Annotated in this window: 12 protein-coding genes and 3 pseudogenes; 9 read left to right on the forward strand and 6 right to left on the reverse strand. The window is 69.7% G+C overall.

The features are described from left to right. Window positions 1-445 precede the first annotated feature (445 nt). From ACIPFH_RS35350 to ACIPFH_RS35360, 3 genes are all read left to right on the forward strand, one after another. On the forward strand, window positions 446-1,738 hold the full coding sequence (locus ACIPFH_RS35350) for a hypothetical protein (protein WP_401833112.1): 1,293 nt from the start codon (window positions 446-448) through the stop codon (window positions 1,736-1,738). 458 nt (window positions 1,739-2,196) lie between these two features. After that, window positions 2,197-3,273, forward strand: coding sequence for an RNA methyltransferase (locus ACIPFH_RS35355; RefSeq protein WP_401833115.1), 1,077 nt, complete (start codon window positions 2,197-2,199; stop codon window positions 3,271-3,273). 386 nt (window positions 3,274-3,659) lie between these two features. Then, the gene (locus ACIPFH_RS35360; RefSeq protein ID WP_401833118.1) at window positions 3,660-4,970 is read left to right on the forward strand and encodes a hypothetical protein; all 1,311 of its coding nucleotides are present in this window, start codon (window positions 3,660-3,662) and stop codon (window positions 4,968-4,970) included. A gap of 216 nt (window positions 4,971-5,186) precedes the next feature. Here ACIPFH_RS35360 and ACIPFH_RS35365 read toward each other — a convergent pair whose 3' ends face one another. Continuing rightward, window positions 5,187-5,837: a hypothetical protein gene (locus ACIPFH_RS35365; protein WP_401833120.1), complete on the reverse strand. Its 651-nt coding sequence runs from the start codon at window positions 5,835-5,837 to the stop codon at window positions 5,187-5,189. Between the two features lie 81 nt (window positions 5,838-5,918). Next, window positions 5,919-6,404, reverse strand: coding sequence for a DUF664 domain-containing protein (locus tag ACIPFH_RS35370; RefSeq protein WP_401833122.1), 486 nt, complete (start codon window positions 6,402-6,404; stop codon window positions 5,919-5,921). 23 nt (window positions 6,405-6,427) lie between these two features. Between ACIPFH_RS35370 and ACIPFH_RS35375 the strand changes: the two genes are divergently transcribed. From ACIPFH_RS35375 to ACIPFH_RS35385, 3 genes are all read left to right on the forward strand, one after another. Then, entirely contained in the window at window positions 6,428-7,342 is a 915-nt protein-coding gene (locus ACIPFH_RS35375) for an IS3 family transposase (protein ID WP_401833346.1), read from the forward strand. A gap of 378 nt (window positions 7,343-7,720) precedes the next feature. Next, a complete protein-coding gene (locus ACIPFH_RS35380) occupies window positions 7,721-8,050 on the forward strand; it encodes a toxin TcdB middle/N-terminal domain-containing protein (protein ID WP_401833123.1) in 330 nt (109 codons plus the stop codon). A gap of 610 nt (window positions 8,051-8,660) precedes the next feature. After that, window positions 8,661-10,301 carry a serine/threonine-protein kinase gene (locus ACIPFH_RS35385; protein WP_401833125.1) on the forward strand — a complete coding sequence of 547 codons (1,641 nt, stop codon included), beginning with the start codon at window positions 8,661-8,663 and terminating at the stop codon, window positions 10,299-10,301. A gap of 44 nt (window positions 10,302-10,345) precedes the next feature. On the opposite strand, the gene ACIPFH_RS35390 is transcribed toward ACIPFH_RS35385, so the two are convergent. Beyond that, on the reverse strand, window positions 10,346-11,884 hold the full coding sequence (locus ACIPFH_RS35390; protein ID WP_401833348.1) for an ISAzo13 family transposase: 1,539 nt from the start codon (window positions 11,882-11,884) through the stop codon (window positions 10,346-10,348). 97 nt (window positions 11,885-11,981) lie between these two features. Between ACIPFH_RS35390 and ACIPFH_RS35395 the strand changes: the two are divergent. Then, window positions 11,982-12,571 (forward strand): annotated as a pseudogene (locus ACIPFH_RS35395) (ISAzo13 family transposase); the annotation flags it as partial. Between the two features lie 416 nt (window positions 12,572-12,987). On the opposite strand, the gene ACIPFH_RS35400 reads toward ACIPFH_RS35395, so the two are convergent. Next, window positions 12,988-13,755 (reverse strand): hypothetical protein, encoded by a 768-nt coding sequence (locus ACIPFH_RS35400; RefSeq protein ID WP_401833126.1) that lies wholly within the window; start codon window positions 13,753-13,755, stop codon window positions 12,988-12,990. A 90-nt stretch (window positions 13,756-13,845) separates the two neighbouring features. On the opposite strand from ACIPFH_RS35400, the gene ACIPFH_RS35405 reads away from it, so the two are divergent. Beyond that, window positions 13,846-14,565: an IS6 family transposase gene (locus tag ACIPFH_RS35405; RefSeq protein WP_401833128.1), complete on the forward strand. Its 720-nt coding sequence runs from the start codon at window positions 13,846-13,848 to the stop codon at window positions 14,563-14,565. 74 nt (window positions 14,566-14,639) lie between these two features. Further along, a pseudogene (locus ACIPFH_RS35410) lies at window positions 14,640-14,867 on the forward strand (transposase); the annotation flags it as partial. Here ACIPFH_RS35410 and ACIPFH_RS35415 read toward each other — a convergent pair. After that, window positions 14,830-15,147, reverse strand: a complete 318-nt coding sequence (locus tag ACIPFH_RS35415; protein ID WP_401833131.1) for a hypothetical protein — start codon at window positions 15,145-15,147, stop codon at window positions 14,830-14,832. The pseudogene ACIPFH_RS35410 and the gene ACIPFH_RS35415 sit on opposite strands and share 38 nt — an antisense overlap. Before the next feature lie 33 nt (window positions 15,148-15,180). Further along, a pseudogene (locus ACIPFH_RS35420) lies at window positions 15,181-16,674 on the reverse strand (NF041680 family putative transposase). Window positions 16,675-16,802: the final 128 nt, after the last annotated feature.

Genomic DNA, 16,802 nt, shown 5'->3' on the forward strand with positions numbered 1-16,802 from the left:
GTTGGGGTCCTTGGGGGTGCGGTGCGGGTGGCGATGGGGTCGCGCCCGCGCCGCGCGGTCTGCGTACCTCATCCGGCCGGCCAGCCGGGCACGGTCAGCCGGCGCCCGCCCACCGTGCGGCGAGACTCCCGGCCCGCCGAGGGCCGGGGCCAGACGCGTGCCTGCCGCTTCTCGTCTTGCCACGTACCTGTGGGTGCTCGTCGGGCGATGTCGCAGGAGATGGCTTGATCGCAGGGCTGGCGGACGACGGGGTTCGAGGTGTGTTGTTAGGGTTCGGAGCTGATCGGATCATGGCAATCACGAGGGCGGGGGGATCATGCGGGCGCGTGCGGCGGTGGCCGGGGCACTGGTGCTGACGGTGTTGACGGGCTGTTCGGACTCCGGGTCGGATGCCGGTTCGGCCAAGCACGGCGGTCCCGGTCCGCTAGACCGCGCGGAGCCTCTGGTGAAGCTGAGCGTGCCGGCCGCCTACGACGCGGCGAAGGGCTGGGACGAGAACCTGGCGTGGGTGCCGCAGTCGGTGACCACGCTGCCGGTGACGAACGTTCCGGGCACGCAGACGGTCGCGGTGATGCAGGTGGCCTCCAACGGCTACACCGTCACCGCGCGGTCGGGCAGCAGCGGCAAGGTCGCCTGGAGGTCCGCGCCGTGGAACCCTCCCACACCGGTCGAGGGCGCGCAGGGCGACAGCACGTCCGGTGAGGCCGCCGAGATCCCCGATGTGATGGGCTTCGAGCAGGACGGCCGGCGCTACGTGGTCGCGTACGCGCACGGCATGCGCGGCAAGGACGATCTCCACGAGGGCGTCGAGGTGGTACGCCTGGCCCTCTACCCGGCCGACGCCTCCGGCTCCTCGGTCAAGCCGGTAAAGGAAATCGACGTCCTCCTCTCGGCGGACCCGGGCGAGATCCGCGTGCAGGCATCGGGCGGCCGGCTGCTGGTGGCCTGGGGACAAGCTGGCGCGTTCCCCCGCTCGTCAGCCGCGGTGGACGTCGCCACGGGCAAGACGACCGTGTATGAGGACGCCAACAAGCTCCTGCCGCAGTGCGAGAAGGCGGCCGCCTGCAACAGCAGCCGTGTCATGGCCGCCACCCCCGACGGTCCGCTCGTCGGTATGGGCGGCGGAGGCTTCGGCATCCCCGGGAAGTGGTTCAGCGACTCCATCCGGCCCAAGCAGGTCAACGCCACCACCGGCATCCTCGACTCGTGGAACGGCACCCTCTACGCAGCCGCCCACGGGTATGTCCTGGCGGGCTGGAACACCGGCGGCAGGTACGGCCGGGACGACAACGCCGTGTGGTCCGTGCACGAACTGGCCACCGGCACGCTCACCGCCCAGGTCGTCTGCGACTACGACATCCCCGACGAGACCAGCGCCAGCCGCGACTTCCCCGTCATCACCTCGCCCGACGGCCGCTACCTGGCCGCAGGCCCCCTCGCGTTTGATCTGAAGACCAAGCGGGGCATCTGCCTGGAAGGCGACGGGAACCGCAAGACCATCGTCCTGGCCTCCCTCCGCGACGACGGCACCGCCTACGGCGCCGTCCGCGACGACTCGATCGGCAGCGATACCCAACCCGTCCCCGCCCAGCTCAACCTCCGCACGGTCACCGGGGACCCGAAGGTTCTCAGCGTCGGCACCGAAATCCCCTACCTGACCACAGCGGACGGCTCCGGACTGTTCATCACCCGCAACACGGACAAGGACATCGTCGTCTCCCTGCGCCCCGGCCACTGAACAGCGGCCTGTCGGCGGCAGCCCGCCACGTGCGCCGCGGCTGGCTCGCCCGATGGCGCGCCACTGAGCACCGTCACAGCTGCCCCAAGACCGGCCATCACACCCATGCAGGTGCGCACGCCACAGCCCAATGAGGGCACGTGCGGCCGATTTCCGGCCGCTCGTCCGAATCCGCTAGTACCGACTGTCAGTGGTCGCCGCGACACTCTGAGGTGATCAGCGACTGGGGAGGGCGGATGGCGTTCCGTGCTGTGCACGCAGAATGGGGAACCGTGTTTTCCCACCTGCCGGACCTCGGGTGCGGGCGGTCGTGGGAGGCGGTGTGGAGAGTCCGGCCGCCCGCACCGATCACCTGCGACGAGTGCCGGCACCCGATGCACGCCAAGCGGTCCCCCAGCGGCCTGCGGTTCTTCGCCCACGCCCCGGGGGCCCCGGAATGTGCACTCGCCGGGGAGACGTTGGCGCACCACCTGCTGAAGCTAGAGCTGGCAGCCGCCGCCCGAGATGCCGGAGCGCATGCGGAGTTAGAGGTCGGCGGTCCGGAGGGCACATGGCGGGCTGACGTGCTGGCGCGCGATCCGGCCGGAGCCTGGCGGATGGCCCTGGAAGCACAGCTCTCGCCCATCACGGCGGACGACATCGCCGCCCGTACCGAACGGATGCAGGCAGATGGCGTGCCCTCTGTGTGGTTCAGCGACCGGTACCGGCCGCCGTGGTTCGGACGGGTGCCCTCTGCACGAGTGAAGGCCGTCGACGGTGACGGCCTGGTCGTGGCGGAGGGCCTGGCGAAGTTCTCCGGTGGGCAGTGGGAAGCGGGCCCGCAGGTGCCGCTCGCGGAGTTCCTGCGGTGGGTGTTCACCGGCCGGGTGGTGCCGCACCGGCGCCGGGGTCCCGTACGCAGCCCCCTTCAGGCTCGGCTTTCGGTCTGGACGGCCCCGCAATACGCCCAGCAGGAGGCCGCCCATCTGGAGGAGGAGGAACGCCGGAAGCGCCAGGAACAGGAGGAAAAACGCCGCCTCCTGGACGAGGAGCGGGTCCGGTGGGAGCAGCTCCAGGAACACCGGCGTCGGGAGGCCGGCGAGAGGGCCACGGCGCAAGGTGATCACGCGGCGGCCATTCACGCGCTGCGCAAAAGGCAGGCCGCCCTGGAGAATCCGGCCTTTGCGTTCATCCGCCGGGAAACCGGCGTCCACCCGTTCGTAGAAGACGGTGGCGCCGCCGAGTTCGCCATGGGCGTGCCGGTGTACGTGGGCATGAACCCGTACGGCGTCATCTGCCCCGTCGCCAGTAGGGTCGCTGCCATCCAGGACCGCCTTGCAGCGCTGGTGGTGTTCGTTGCCTCCGAGAAGGAGCGGCGGCGCATCGCCGCGCACGCCCGCCCCGGACAGCGCATTGAGGTGCTGGATGGTGGCCCAACTGCCGTGCCGCCCCCACGGCAGCCGACGGTGCACGACCCCCTACCGCTCCCCGATGGCGAGGACGCATCTGGCCCGGAGGCTGATCGCTACTCCCGGCGCACCCGGATGAACCCGTGAGGGCCCGCGCGGCGCCGACCTGGCCGAACTGGTCTGGAGCGCGTGCAGTTCCCTCGCACACGGAGACAGCACCGGCGCCCTGGCCTTCCTAGACCGGGAGATCGTTGAATCGGATGGCACCGTTGCACTGGCGCGGATTACGGGGTCCATCTCTCTGTTGTTCTACGTCACGCACTTTGCGGTGCGGATGGTCGACCGCGGGTTGCGTCTGTACGAGCAGAGGGCCACAGCTCACGTGTAGCGAGACGCCGTTTGCGGCTGATGACACGCGACCACAAACCATGCCAGTCACAAAGACATGCGCGCCCAATGTCAGTGCACGTCACTAAAGTTGCTCAGCCGGCCGCACCCGTGCGGCCGGATCCGTTTTCGAAGGAGCTCCTGAGATGCGTTTACGAAGACGTGCGGCGGGTGTCGCGCTGGTGTTGGCAGCCGCGTCGTTCAATCTGCTCGGTGCCCCCGGCACAGCAGCCGCACAGTCCCAGGGCGGCATCGTCCTGCCCGTGCGGTCACACTGGCAGACCCTCGCCGACAGTCGCCATGTGTACATCAGCGCGCCCGGCGACGACGCCGTGCTGGCCACCGACCACGACGGGCAGGTCGTGAAGAAGGTGGAGGGTCTTGACGGGGCACGAGGCATGGCCGAGTCGGCCGACGAGTCCACCCTGTACGTGGCGCTCCCGGACGCTGACGCGATCTCCGTCGTCGATACGGCGACCCTGACCGAGACGCGGCGCATCTCGACCGGGGCCGACACTGAACCGGAGAGCCTCGCCCTCGCCGGAGGTCGGCTGTTCTTCGGCTACCAGGCCACCGTCTTCGACGCCGGCATCGGATCGGTCGCCATCAACGAGGCGACCCCGACCGTCAGCCTCGACGACAACCCCGTCTGGTACGGCAAGCCGCGACTCGCCTCGTCGCCAGGCGCGCCCGACCGGCTCGTCGCCGCGGAGAGCCAGGGCGCGCTGGGCATGCGCGTGTACGACGTGGGCTCCGGCACGCTTCAGGAGATCGCCTACAGCGAAGCCGTCGGCGATGTCGAGGACGTGGCGGTGACGCCGGACGGCAGCAGTGTGATCACCGCGAACGGCGGCAACTACTACCACCAGCGGTGGCGCCTGTCGGACCTTGCGGAAGAGACCCAGTACGACACCGGCCCCTACCCCAACTCCGTCGCTGTCGACTCCCACGGCACGGTCGCCGCGGGGATCGTGGCGGGAGGGGAGTGGGACGTCCACATCTACCGCCCGGGAGAGACCGCGGCGTACCGCACAGTCGCGTTGTCGCCGGGGTACGCGGATCTGCTCGACCGAGGCGTGGCCTGGGCGCCCGACGGCAACAGGCTGTTCACCACCCGCTTCCCCTACTCGGGCGAGGTCGTTCTCGACATCATCACCGACATCGCCAAGGCATCCAGCACGATCACACTGTCCGCTCCGCCGACGAACCCCGTCGGCACGCCGATCGCCGTGACAGGGAAACTGACCTCGCTGGCCCCCTTCCCCAGGCACAAGACGGTCACGGTGACCCGCAACGGCGTGGAGTTGCCGGATGTGAAGGTCAAACGGGACGGCACCTTCAGCTTCAGTGACACCCCGCCCGACTGGATGACGTATCCCCGGTACACAGTCACCTACCCGGGCGACGCCCGGCATGTGCCCGGCACGGCGACCGTCATGGTCGAGCTCGTCGGCTGACGAAGCCGGTCAGTTTGCCCGAGGCCGTCACAACGGTGTGGGGCCGGTGTCCTCCGGGACACCGGCCCCACACCGCGCTGGCGTAGCAGATGTCGCGGGCTAGTCCCACCCTTCCTCGGGGACCTGGTAGCGGCAGGTCTGCCCCGCCCGCACCGCCTGCCGTCGGCTGCATTGACGGGCGCTCCACGGCCGGGGAGCGCCACGGGCAGCCCGGGGTCAGCCGCCACCCGAGCCGGCCGAGGCCGAACCGCCGGAGGTCCAGCCGGAGTTGGGCTGCGGCCGATCGCGCGTGCTGCGCTCGGTGCGCAGTTCCACCACGACCCCAGCCGGGCCGAGCAGGGCCTCCAGCGCGTCGGCGAGCCGCTGCGGGTCGCCGCCGAACGGGAGCGCGAGCCGCTCCCGGACGCCCCGCAGGACGAGTTCCAGCGCGAGCGTGGAGACGGCCGGCTTGTAGTCCCCCTGGTACGGCTCCACCACCTTGTGCGTCAGCCGCACCTCGCGCAGGGTCTTGACGGGCAGCCAGTCGTCCGGCCCGGCGGCCCGGACCAACCGCAGGGACGCGGGCACCCCGGCCGGCGCGAACTCCACCCGCAGGATGTCCCGTGCCCGGGAAAAGGCCAGCGCCGGCCAGCCGATCAGGTACTCCAGCCCGGCGATCACCCCCACCACCACGAACACGGTCGACGCCCGCGCCCCGGCCAGCGCCATCCAGAAGGCGACGAGCAGGGTCGGCACGCCCAGGGCGAGCGGAGTGAACAGCGCCGGCCCCGCCGAGGTCAGCGCGTTCCACGCCGGCCCGGCCGGGCCGGCGCGTAGGACCAGATCCGTCGAGTCGGGGCCTTGTCTCAGCAAGGGATCGGTGGCCATGCCTCCAGCGTAGGACCGGTCCGCAAGAGCGCCTCGACCATATCCGGCCGATGGGGCACAACTCCTGACGGCCTGTAGCCCTCAGCCGGCGGGCGCGGCGGGCTCCCAGGGCTCGAACCACGGGTCGGGCCACTGCTCGGCGGCGGCCATCAGCGGGTAGAGAGTGGCGCCGTCCAGGCTCTCGCGGATGATGTCGGCGTGGCCGCCGTGGCGTGCGGTCTCCTCGATCAGGTGCAGCAGCACCCACCGCACCGACCACTCCTCGACGCTGGCGGGGAACCACGGCACACCCCGGGGGACGGGAACGCCCTGGCCGAGGTCGGGGATGCCGGCGACGGCCTCGTCGGTCTCCCCGGTCGCCAGCTTGTAGTCCAGCAGCCCGGCCAGGGTCTCGCCGGGCGCGGGCCGGAACTCGTCGTCGTCCGACTCGTCGGCCACCCGCTGCAGGACGCCGGAGCGCCGCAGGACGAGGGCCGTCCAGCCACGCTCGCAGCGCGCGGCGTGCTTGATCAGTTCGGCGATGCTCAGCGCAGCAACTGCCGCTACTGGTCGAGGAAGGCGAGCCACGCAGGACAGCCACACGAAGCAAGCTGCACCGGGACCGCTTCGGCGGCGTCGAGCCGATCTGCCGCGTACTGACCAAGCACAGCTGCAAGATCGCCCCCTCCACCTACTACGCCTGCAAGAAACGCCTGGAAAGCCCTTCTCCGCGAGCGGTGCGGGACGAGGAACTCAAGGAGCTGATCGAGGAGGTCTACCAGCCCAACTACCGCGTCTATGGCACCAGAAAGGTCTGGCGCGAGCTGAACCGGCGGGGCCATGCGGTGGCCCGCTGCACTATCGAACGCCTCATGCGCGAGCTCGGCATCGCCGGCGCGGTCCGCGGCAAGAAGGTCATCACCACCCGCCCTGACTCGGCTGCCGCCTGGGCCCCGGACCGCGTCGACCGTGACTTCGTCGCCCTGGCCCCGAACCGGACCTGGGTCGCCGACTTCACACACGTGGCCGCCTGGGCCGGCATCGTCTATGTCGCCTTCGTCGTGGACACCTTCTCCCGCCGCATCGTCGGCTGGTCGGCCTCGCTTTCGAAGGAGACCCAACTCGTCCTGGACGCCCAGTACATGGGCCGGTGGCAGCGCGACCGCGAGGGCCGCCCACCGGCGCCGGGCCAGCTGATTCATCACTCCGACGCGGGGTCGCAATACACGTCGTTCCGGCTGGCCGAACACCTGGACGCGGCCCAGATCGCGGCCTCCATCGGCTCGGTCGGCGACGCGTACGACAACGTGCTCATGGAGTCGACGATCGGTCTGTTCAAGACCGAGGTCATCAAGCCGCAGCGGCCGTGGAAGACGCTCTCGCACGTCGAACTCGCCACCGCTGAGTGGGTCGACTGGTACAACCACCGTCGGCTCCACGGTGAGATAGGGCACATACCGCCCGTCGAATACGAAGCCAACTACTACCGAGCAACCACGAAACCCCAGCTCACAGCCACCAACTGAGATCTCCACCGAACCCGGGGCGGTTCACCGACATGTCCGGCGACGGCCTGGCCGACATCGTGCGCATCCGCAACGGCGACGTCGCCTACTGGCCGAACCTCGGCTCCGGCCGCTTCGGAGCCAAGGTCACGATGGACGGCGGGCCGTGGTTCGACCATCCCGACCAGTTCGACGTCACCCGCATCCACATGGCCGACATCGACGCAAGCGGCACCGGCGATCTGATCTACGTCCACGACGAGGGCGTGCAGCTCTACTTCAACCAGTCGGGCAACGCCTGGAGCCAACCCCACGAACTCACCGGCTTCCCGCGGGCCGACGACCTTACCACCATCGTCCACGTCGACCTGCTGGCTGGGCAACGGCACCGCCTGTCTGGTGTGGTCGTCGCCGCTGCCAGCGGCTGCCGGGCGCCCGATGCGCTACATCGAGCTGATGGCCGGTTGCAAGCCGCACCTGACGGGCATCGCCAACAATCTCGGCCTCCAGACCCGGATCGAGTACGCCCCGTCGACTGCGTTCTACCTCCGCGACAAGGCGGCGGGCACCCCGTGGCTGTCCCGCCTGCCTTTCCCCGTGCACGTGGTGGAGCGGGTCACCACTTTCGACCAGGTGAGCCGGAACCAGTTCGTCTCCCGGCGAGGATGCGGTCTTGTCGCAGACCGCTCAGCGTTAGGCCTCTTGGGAGGGCTCCGCTCGGGAGGCTGATGCTGACGGCCGGTTGGTCGGGGTCGACCGCGGTCTTCTGGCTGACTACGTAAAAGGTGGGGGTTGTCCGAGGCGGGCCACCGCAGGTGGCGATAGGTCGTCCAGTTGGCGGCGAGTTGATGGGTGAACTCCTCCAGGTAGGGGTGTGCCGCAGCAACCCGCGCTGTGCTTCGAGGGTGCCGCGGGAGAGGTCGAGGCCCGTGGTGTGCAGGGTTCAGATCTCATGTCCGGGCAGTGCGTTGACGGGGGCCAAGGCGACGACGAGGCGGCCGAGCGGCGTTGTCGCCTGGTCGAGGAGCTCCAGTGCCGAGAGCTTCGCGCGCGGTGGGCGGCAGTGCCGCGATCTCGACGCTGAACCGGCGGGCGGGAATCCAGAGGGGTGCCGAAGGGGGCCGCCGCGCGAGGAGGGGGGTGACGACCCGGCCGCCGATGCTACGCCGCCATGCGAGGTCGGCCATGGCTCGGCGACCCGCCGACGCAAATCAGGACGGGCGGCTGCGCGCCCATGGCCGCACGAGCGCGCAGCTGTCACAATTCTCGGTTCCGGGTGAGTGCACTTTTCGGTGGGGGGTGTCGGGTGCAGTCGCTGACGGCTGAGGATCCGCGGCGGGTGGGCGCGTACCGGCTGCTGTGCCGCCTCGGTGAGGGCGGCATGGGACGGGTCTACCTCGGCCGGGCACCGGGTGGTCAGACGGTGGCCGTCAAGATGGTGCACGCGGGGATGGCCGGTGCGCCGGGTTTCCGGGAACGGTTCGCGCGGGAGGTGCGTGTGTCGCGGGAGGTCTCCGGGCAGGGCACGGTGCCGGTGCTGGCCGCAGATGCGAGAGCTCCCGTTCCGTGGCTGGTCTCCGCCTATGTGCCGGGTCCGTCCCTCGCCGATGCCGTCCGCGGCTACGGACCGCTGCCCGAGTCGTCTCTCTGGCGGCTGCTTGCTGGGCTGGCCCGGGCGCTGGGCACGGTGCATGGGTGCGGTGTGGTGCACCGCGATCTCAAGCCGACGAACGTTCTGTTGTCCTCGAGCGGGCCGTTGCTGATCGATTTCGGGATCGCCCGGGCGGCCGACGACACGGCCCTCACGGCGACAGGCTCGGTGGTGGGTTCCGCCGGGTACATGTCACCGGAACAGGCCTGCGGGGAGCAGGTGGGTCCCGCGAGTGACATCTTCTCGCTCGGGGCGGTGCTGACCTTCGCGGCCTTAGGACGCGGCCCGTTCGGGAACGGCTCGCCACCGGAGCTGCTGTACCGAGCCGTCCACGACGAGCCGGACCTGAACGGCCTACCGGAGGAATTCACCGCGCTGGTTGGCGGCTGCCTGGCCAAGGGGGCGGCGGACCGTCCCTGTCTCGAAGACCTTCTGGCCCGGGCGGAGGAGCACCGTACAGAGGAGCCCTGGCTGCCCGGGCCCGTGGTCCTGGCGATCGCCCGGAAAGCGGAGCAGCTCCTCAGCATCGAGGCCGACGACGCCGCGAGGGCGGGAGCAGGTGGCGGGCCGCCGCCTCGTACAGCAGTGATCACCGAGGCTCCCGGCTCCCGGCCCTGGACGCCGCCGTGGTCGGCGCAGGCCCCGCCCCGTCCCCCCGTCTCACCAAGCGCGTACCCGTCGGGCTCCCCGTCGCCGCCACCGTACGCGCCTGACGTCCATCGGCCACCCGCGTGGCCCCGCCCGCCGGACCCGGCGGCTGGGCCGGCTCGACCCGGGCCGGGGCAGCGAGTGTGGGTGAAGCCGTGGGTGCGGCGCGGACCGCTGAGCCATCCACTGCTGAGCCTGTTCGCCTTGGTGCCAGCGGCCGTTCTGCTGGCGACCGGGCCCAGCCTGAAGGCGATCGCTCGTGATCACCCGAGTGATTCGCTGGAACTGGGGGGATGGAAGGAAGCGGCGGAGTGGGCGATGACGAAAGACGGCTGGCGGCTGCCGTTGACACTGAGCCTCACCGTCATGCTGATTGCATTGCAGTACTTCCGCGCCCGGCTCGAGCAGTATCCGGTGGCCGTCATCCGCACCTGGACCGTGGCCGTCGGGGGTTTCTGGCTCCTGATGGCAGGGACGGTGGTCGCGCACTTCTTCTGGATCACCGGAGTGGCTGCAGGCACCGAGGAGGACGCGGGGGACCCCAGGCTCCTCATCCTCAGGGGGGTCGTCTTCGCGGTCCTGCTGCTGGAGGGTGTCACCGTGGTACCCGTCGCGGTGGCGGCCCTCGTCCGGGCGTTCCGCGGCGCACTCGGGGAGGTGGCGGATCCCGCGCGTCTCTGACGCGCCCTGCGCCCACGGCTCACCCACTAAGGGCTTGCAGATCATTAACACGTCGTCTTGATCATGCTGTTGAGGTTGTCGGTCTGGGCTCGAACCCGAGCCTGGAGGGCTGTGAGGGCGGTGGGCGGGGTGGACGTCGGCACGATGACGATGCTCTGCGCCTTGAGTAGTCCCCTGATCTTCAGCAGGGTGCGATGCATGGCAGTCCGGCTGCTGCCGGACAGCACGGCGAGGGGTTCCGCGGCCAGGGCGACCCGTAGGTGGAGCACGGTGGCCAGGACCTGGTCGGGGAAGGCGAGCCGGGGCGGGCGGCCGCGCTGGGTATCGCCGTCCGGTGTCAAAGTCTGCGTCAGGTCGGCCAGTTGCTGTGGGGACATTCCGGTCAGTGTGGGGTCGGACAGCAGGGCTTGGTCCCATTCTGGGGCCGGCGTCTGCGGGGCCCTGGCCGCTGGAATGGCCGGGCATGGCTGCGGGTGCAGGGCGTAGTTCCATTCGCGGTGGAAGGCGTGCCGGGTCAGTGGCAGGGCGGCCATGTCCGCGTCACCAATGTGGACTCCCGTCGCATAGGTGTTGGTGTCGAGCTCTGCCCTCACGCGCAGGCCGGTGCGGGTGGTGGTCGCCGCGATCGACTGGACGATGACTTCGTGGCTGGTCAGCGGACGGCTGCGCCAGTTCATGGTGATGTGGGAGAAGAGGCGGTGTTCGATCTTGTTCCACTTCGAAGTGCCCGGCGGTAGATGACACACGGTGATGGTCAGCCCCGTTTCCGCGGCGAGCGTGGCCAGTTCGAGTTTCCAGGCCCGGGTGCGGTAGCCGTTGGAGCCGCCGGCGTCCGCGGTGATCAGAAGTCGTGTTGCGCCTGGGTAGGTGTTCCGGCCCTGGTCGCGCCACCAGCGGCGGATCGATTCCACCGCGAACGCGGCGGTGTCGTGGTCGGTTCCGACGTTGACCCAGCCGGTGTTCGCCGCGAGATCGTAGATCCCGTAGGGGACGGCCTTGCCCAGTTGCGGGTCGGCGAAGTCGTGGACGTTCACCCGTACTGGATCGGCCGCGGGCCGCCACTGTCGTCCGCTGTTCTTGAACTCGCCGACGAGTTCCTTCTTCTTGGTGTCGACGCTGATGACGGGCTGGCCGGTGTCCCGGTGCTCTCGGGCCTGCTCGTTGAGATATCGGAACTGGGCATCCCGGTCCGGGTGCTGGCTGCCCTCGATGGTCTTGGCGTTGGCCTGCAGACTGAAGCCCTCCTCGCGCAGCAGGCCGGCGACGGTGTCGGCACTGACCCGGTGTCCGGCCCGGGTCAGCTCCCGCGCGAGCGTGCGGGTCGACTTCACCGTCCACCGCAGCGGCGACATCGGATCACCCCGCACATCCGGCTCCACCAGCGCCAACAGTGCCGGCCGCAGCCCCGGATCCAGATCCGCGACCCGCTTGCGGCCTCCACCCGGACGTCGCACCCGCCCCAGCGGCGCCTCACCGGCCTCCAGCTCGAGCACACCTTTGCGGACCGTGGTCTCGCTGACCGCAGCCGCCCACGCGACGGCCCGAACACCGCCATGACCCAGAACACGCGCCTCCGCGGCCATCAACAACCGCCGCTGCCGCTCGTCCAAGTGCGGCAGCAACACCGCGAGCTTCACGGTGTTGTTCCCGCATCTGGACGAGCGGCAGCGGCGACTGCTGATGGCCGCAGAGGCCCGAGGGCTGGGATATGGCGGCATTCGAGCCGTGGCTCGGGCGGCCGGGGTGAGCGGGACAACGGTTCGCAAGGGCATGTCCGATCTGGAGGCAGGCCCGTTTCTGGCCGGACGGGTGCGGCGGCCGGGCGGCGGACGCAAACGCGTCGCGGACCTCGACCCTGGACTGCGGAGTGCCCTGCTGAGTCTGGTCGAGCCGGAAGAACGTGGTGATCCGATGTCGCCGTTGCGGTGGACGACGAAGTCGACCCGCACGCTGGCGGCCGAGCTGACCCGTCAGGGCCACCGGGTCGGTGCGGACACCGTCGCCGGCCTTGCTGCGGCAGGAGGGGTTCCGGCTGCAGGCCAACGCCAAGACGCTCGAGGGCAGTCAGCATGCCGACCGGGATGTGGGTCAATGTCGGCACCGACCACGACACCGCCGCGTTTCGCCCCCTGACCAGCCACGAAGTCATCCTCGAATCGATCGCCGCGACCACCACCCGCACCGGACTGCGAGTGAAGGCCGAGCTGGACACCAGCACCTATCCCACCGGCATCGGTGTCGGCGACGCGGAAATGGCGGCCCTGCCACTGATGCCTGCTGCTCGCTTGCCGATGAGCGCCAGCGACGCGTCCAGACGGCCATAACCGCACAGCTGGGAGGTAAACCGGTGACGTCTCGGCAAGGGCGGCCCCCAGATACCCGAGAAAGAACACGCCACTGAGACATTGCCTCAGCGGCTTTGCTCAGCTGGTGCGGCGATCGATCTCGTTCTGCACCGTCCCAATGGCCGCGAGGGCTCCGGCAATCGCTGCTCCTTGCTGACGCGAAAGGTCCAGCAGGTCGTCCAGGGAGGTCTTCCCCGTGGGGTGCCTGCGGCCAGCGGTCCGCACCCCTGCGACGAGCCCGTTCTCGCGAGCCGACCGGAGCCGAATGCGGGCGGCAGATGCCGGGAGCCGCGCACACGTGGGAACCGTGCGCAGTGGGCAGAGCGCAGGGGCGGGCCCGATCAGTTGGCCGACGCGTTCCGTGTCATCTCGGCTGCCTCGGTGATGGCGCGTTGTCTGAGATCGCCGAACAGCTGCATCGTGACGGCGGCCAGGACGTCGTCCCCGCCAACAGTCCGCCCGTCCCCGCGGCGGGTGGACAGGGCGAGGAGGGGGTCCTTGAGCAGCGGGGCCGGGGCTGGCTCGCCCGGCACCACGAGACTGACCGTCCCGAACCGCTTGACCCCGCCCTCGCGGACGACGTTGGCCGCGTCCCGGGCCAGGGCCGTCAGGAACACGCTCCCGATTCCGTCCAGGTCGCGGACCATCGCCGGGACGGCCCTCACCCCCCGGCTTCCCAGCAGCCTTCTCACCCCGGCCTCGAACCGGTGGGCGCCAGCCACACCACTCGGTGTACGCGCCCCGCGGCGCTCACGAAGAGACACGAGCGCACCATCGGCGTTGCGCACCTCGCCCATCAGGCCGTGGAAGGTCGGGCTGTGCAGGTACCACGCCGATCCCACCTCCACCTCGATGTTCCGGTCGATCGCCGAGATGAGGTCCTTGGGAATCAGCCTCTTCCTGGCCTCCTCGGCCGCCGCGCTTCTCGCGCCGTTGATGATCTCCGTCAGCACGGTCTGCGTCACCGACGCGGCGGCCCACGCGGCCGGCCGGGAGACGTGCAACGAGGTCACGTCCCTGAACACCGCTTTGACGAGCTGCGGCTTGAACGGCAGGTCGGAAGCGGTCTGCGGACCGCTGCGCTCGGTGCGTAGGGGTTGTGTGGTCATCGAAGAATGTGCTTTCTGCTGTCGGGGCACTGTCACGTTGGCTGACCGGTGGGATGATCTTCTGGTTGATCATGCTGGAGGTGGCTGTCTGTGGGGGCCGTGTCGCCGTCGTACAAGGGTCACCGGTACCCGGCCGAGGTCATCTCCCACTGTGTGTGGCTGTACTTCCGCTTCCCGCTGTCATTCCGCGAGGTCGAAGAGCTGATGCTCGAGCGCGGGATCGTCGTCTCCTACGAGACGATCCGCCGCTGGTGCGCCAAGTTCGGTCAGCAGTATGCCAACGCGCTGCGCCGCCGACAGCCTCTGCCTGGGGACAAGTGGCACCTGGACGAGGTCTTCATCAAGATCAACGGGCGGTTGCAATACCTGTGGCGGGCCGTCGACCAGGACGGCAACGTCCTGGACATCCTCGTGCAGAACCAGCGGGACAAGGCCGCGGCCAGGCGTTTCTTCCGCAGGCTGATGAAGAACACTCACACGGTGCCGCGGGTGATTGTCACCGACAAGCTCCGCTCCTACGGCGCGGCCCACCGCAAGGTCATGCCCTGCGTCGAGCATCGCCAGTCGAAGTACCTGAACAACCGGGCGGAGAACAGACACCAGCCCACCAGGCAGCGCGAACGGGCGATGAAAGGCTTCCGCTCCGTGAGCGGGGCCCAACAGTTCCTCTCCGCGTTCAGCGGTATCTCGCCCCACTTCCGGCCCCGCCGCCACCTGATGCCCGCTGCCGCCCACCGAGCCGAGATGATCGTCCGCTTCGCCATCTGGGAGCAGATCACCGGCGTCGCAGGCCCCGCCGCCACGGCCTGACCACAGCCCGGAACCGGGCTCCATCACGCCACGACGCACCATCAGACACCTACCCACCCAACAACGTGACAGAGCCCGCCCGCGTCCGGCGGGGGTTCAGGAACCTGCGAGCGAAGACCGGCTCTCCAGCTGGTGCACCGAAACCGTCCCGCCCCGGGCCCGGCCGACCGCCCGGCTCGAAGAACCGTCGCACAGCCACCCGTCATGAAGTGGGCAGAGGCCTCGTGACCGGCGAGGCATACAGCCGACCCGAAAGCTTGTCGTTTAACCAAAGGCGTTCGGCGGGGACGCGGCAACGGTGACCTGGGCGGTCCAGGACGCGGGTTCCCGGGGCGGATCCCAGGTCACGTCGACGCGCGCTTCGTGGAAGTCGTGCGCGAGTCCCGCCACCATGGCCGCCGCGGCGGCCCGTGCCTCGGCTGGGCCGGCGTTGACCGGAACGTCGGTGAGGCGCCCGCAGTGCATCCCGCCGTCCACGGTGAGGACACTGTGGCGCCAGCCTTCCGGCGTCGCGAGCAGGACGATGCCCTTCGGCATGCCGAAGGGAGGTCGCCTCTTGTTCTCCCGCTTCCGTCTCACCATGCAGCCATCCAACCTGGTCGGCTTCCTGACGTTTCAGGCGGGCGGGACTTCAGGTGCCCCGCGGCGGGGCTTGGTGCCGACTTTGTGGTGGGCGGGACGGCTGAACGCCTCGCCGGTGGCGAGGACTCGCCCGACGTCGTGACGGGTGGCCGGTCGCTGGTTCTTCGAGCCTGGCGGCCTGCCTGGGCCGGGGAAGGATGGTTTCGGTGCACCAGCCGGGGAGCCGGTCTTCGCGTGCAGGTTCCTGAACACTCTGCGGACGCGGGCGGGCGTGAGCCTGTTCGGCTCGGTCGGTTTCTCCCAGGGCCTGCGGAGGTCGGTGGCCAGCGGTCGGGCGAGCCGGAGCTGGGCATAGGCGGCGATCACGAGCCAGGTCCACCGGTCGGCCGCTTCCGAGCTGCAGAGTTGGGGCTTGGTCCAGCCGAGGGTCTGCTTGAACAGGCGGAATGTGCGCTCGATGTCGAAGCGGCGAAGGAAGGACTGCCAGCAGCGGTCGACGTCCACTGTGGTGGCGCCGGTGCCCGACCACCACAGCCAGACCGGCTTGTTGACCCCGCCGCTGGGCAGCTTCCGAACGACCAGACGGATGACGGTCCCCTCGATGAGCGGTAGCTGTCCGTCGTGGTCGAGCCATGCGGCCCGGCGGGTCAGCCGCGGGTGCAGCCGGTCCCACGCCTGCGCGGTCGCCTTCCCGTAGAGCCGGGTGTCCGTGATCGTCACGGCCTCCTCGGTGCCCCAGGTCGCGGGGTCGCCGAAGACGAACTAGCCGCCGTGCTTGGGCGGCCGGCCACCCTTGGGGTTGGCCAGGTGGAACTCTTCACGGGAGGGTGTCGGACGCCGCATTACCCGGTCTGAACGGAGCCGGCCGAGGATCTCGACGGGCAGGCCATCCAGCAGGTGTGCGATGCGCGGGGCGTCGTATCCGGCGTCCAGCACGACCAGGACCTGCGGGTCGCCCTGCTTCCACTGGCCGGCGGCGACCAACCGCTCGATGACCTCACGGATCTGCACGGTGGTCACCGCGGCGACGTCGGCGCCGGGCTCCAGGCGGAGCGCGTCCAGCTCCGCCGTCCAGGACGTGCGGCCGGTTTCCAGCGCGGCCACCACCGAGTACGGCCAGCCGGGCACCATTTGATGCTTGCCTTCACCCCGCCCGAAGGTATGGCAAAAGGCCCGGTCAGCACACGTCTTGGCGTCCGGGCGCAGCCACGGCGAGACATCCACCGCCAGCACGAGCCGACCGTCCGCCGCCCGTGGCAATGGCATCCCAGCCAGGGCACGACGCAACCGGGCAACATCGATCCGGCCCTGGTTGAGTCCGCCGTACAGCGCTCCGTGCCCACGGCGGTGCTCGGGAGCGAGCGCGAGATCGACCAGCGTCCGCACCGGCCCGTCCGTGCACAGCAGCGCGTCGCACAACTCGAACAACGCGTCGCCCCGCGCGGTCAGAGACGCGTACAGCTCCGTCCGGAAGTGCGACACTTCCGCGAACGCATCCCGCAGGACGCCTTGATGCACCAACCTCACGACCACGGCCTTCGCGCTGATCCACTCTGTGACGGAGCACAGGATCAGACGGAGGCCGCCTATGGGTCCGCTGAAGTGCGAAAACGCTGATCAAGTTCGAACCACGTTCGACGCCGGTCGTTGAACGA

This window comes from Streptomyces sp. NPDC088157 (genome assembly GCF_044741545.1).
Lineage (GTDB): Bacteria > Actinomycetota > Actinomycetes > Streptomycetales > Streptomycetaceae > Streptomyces.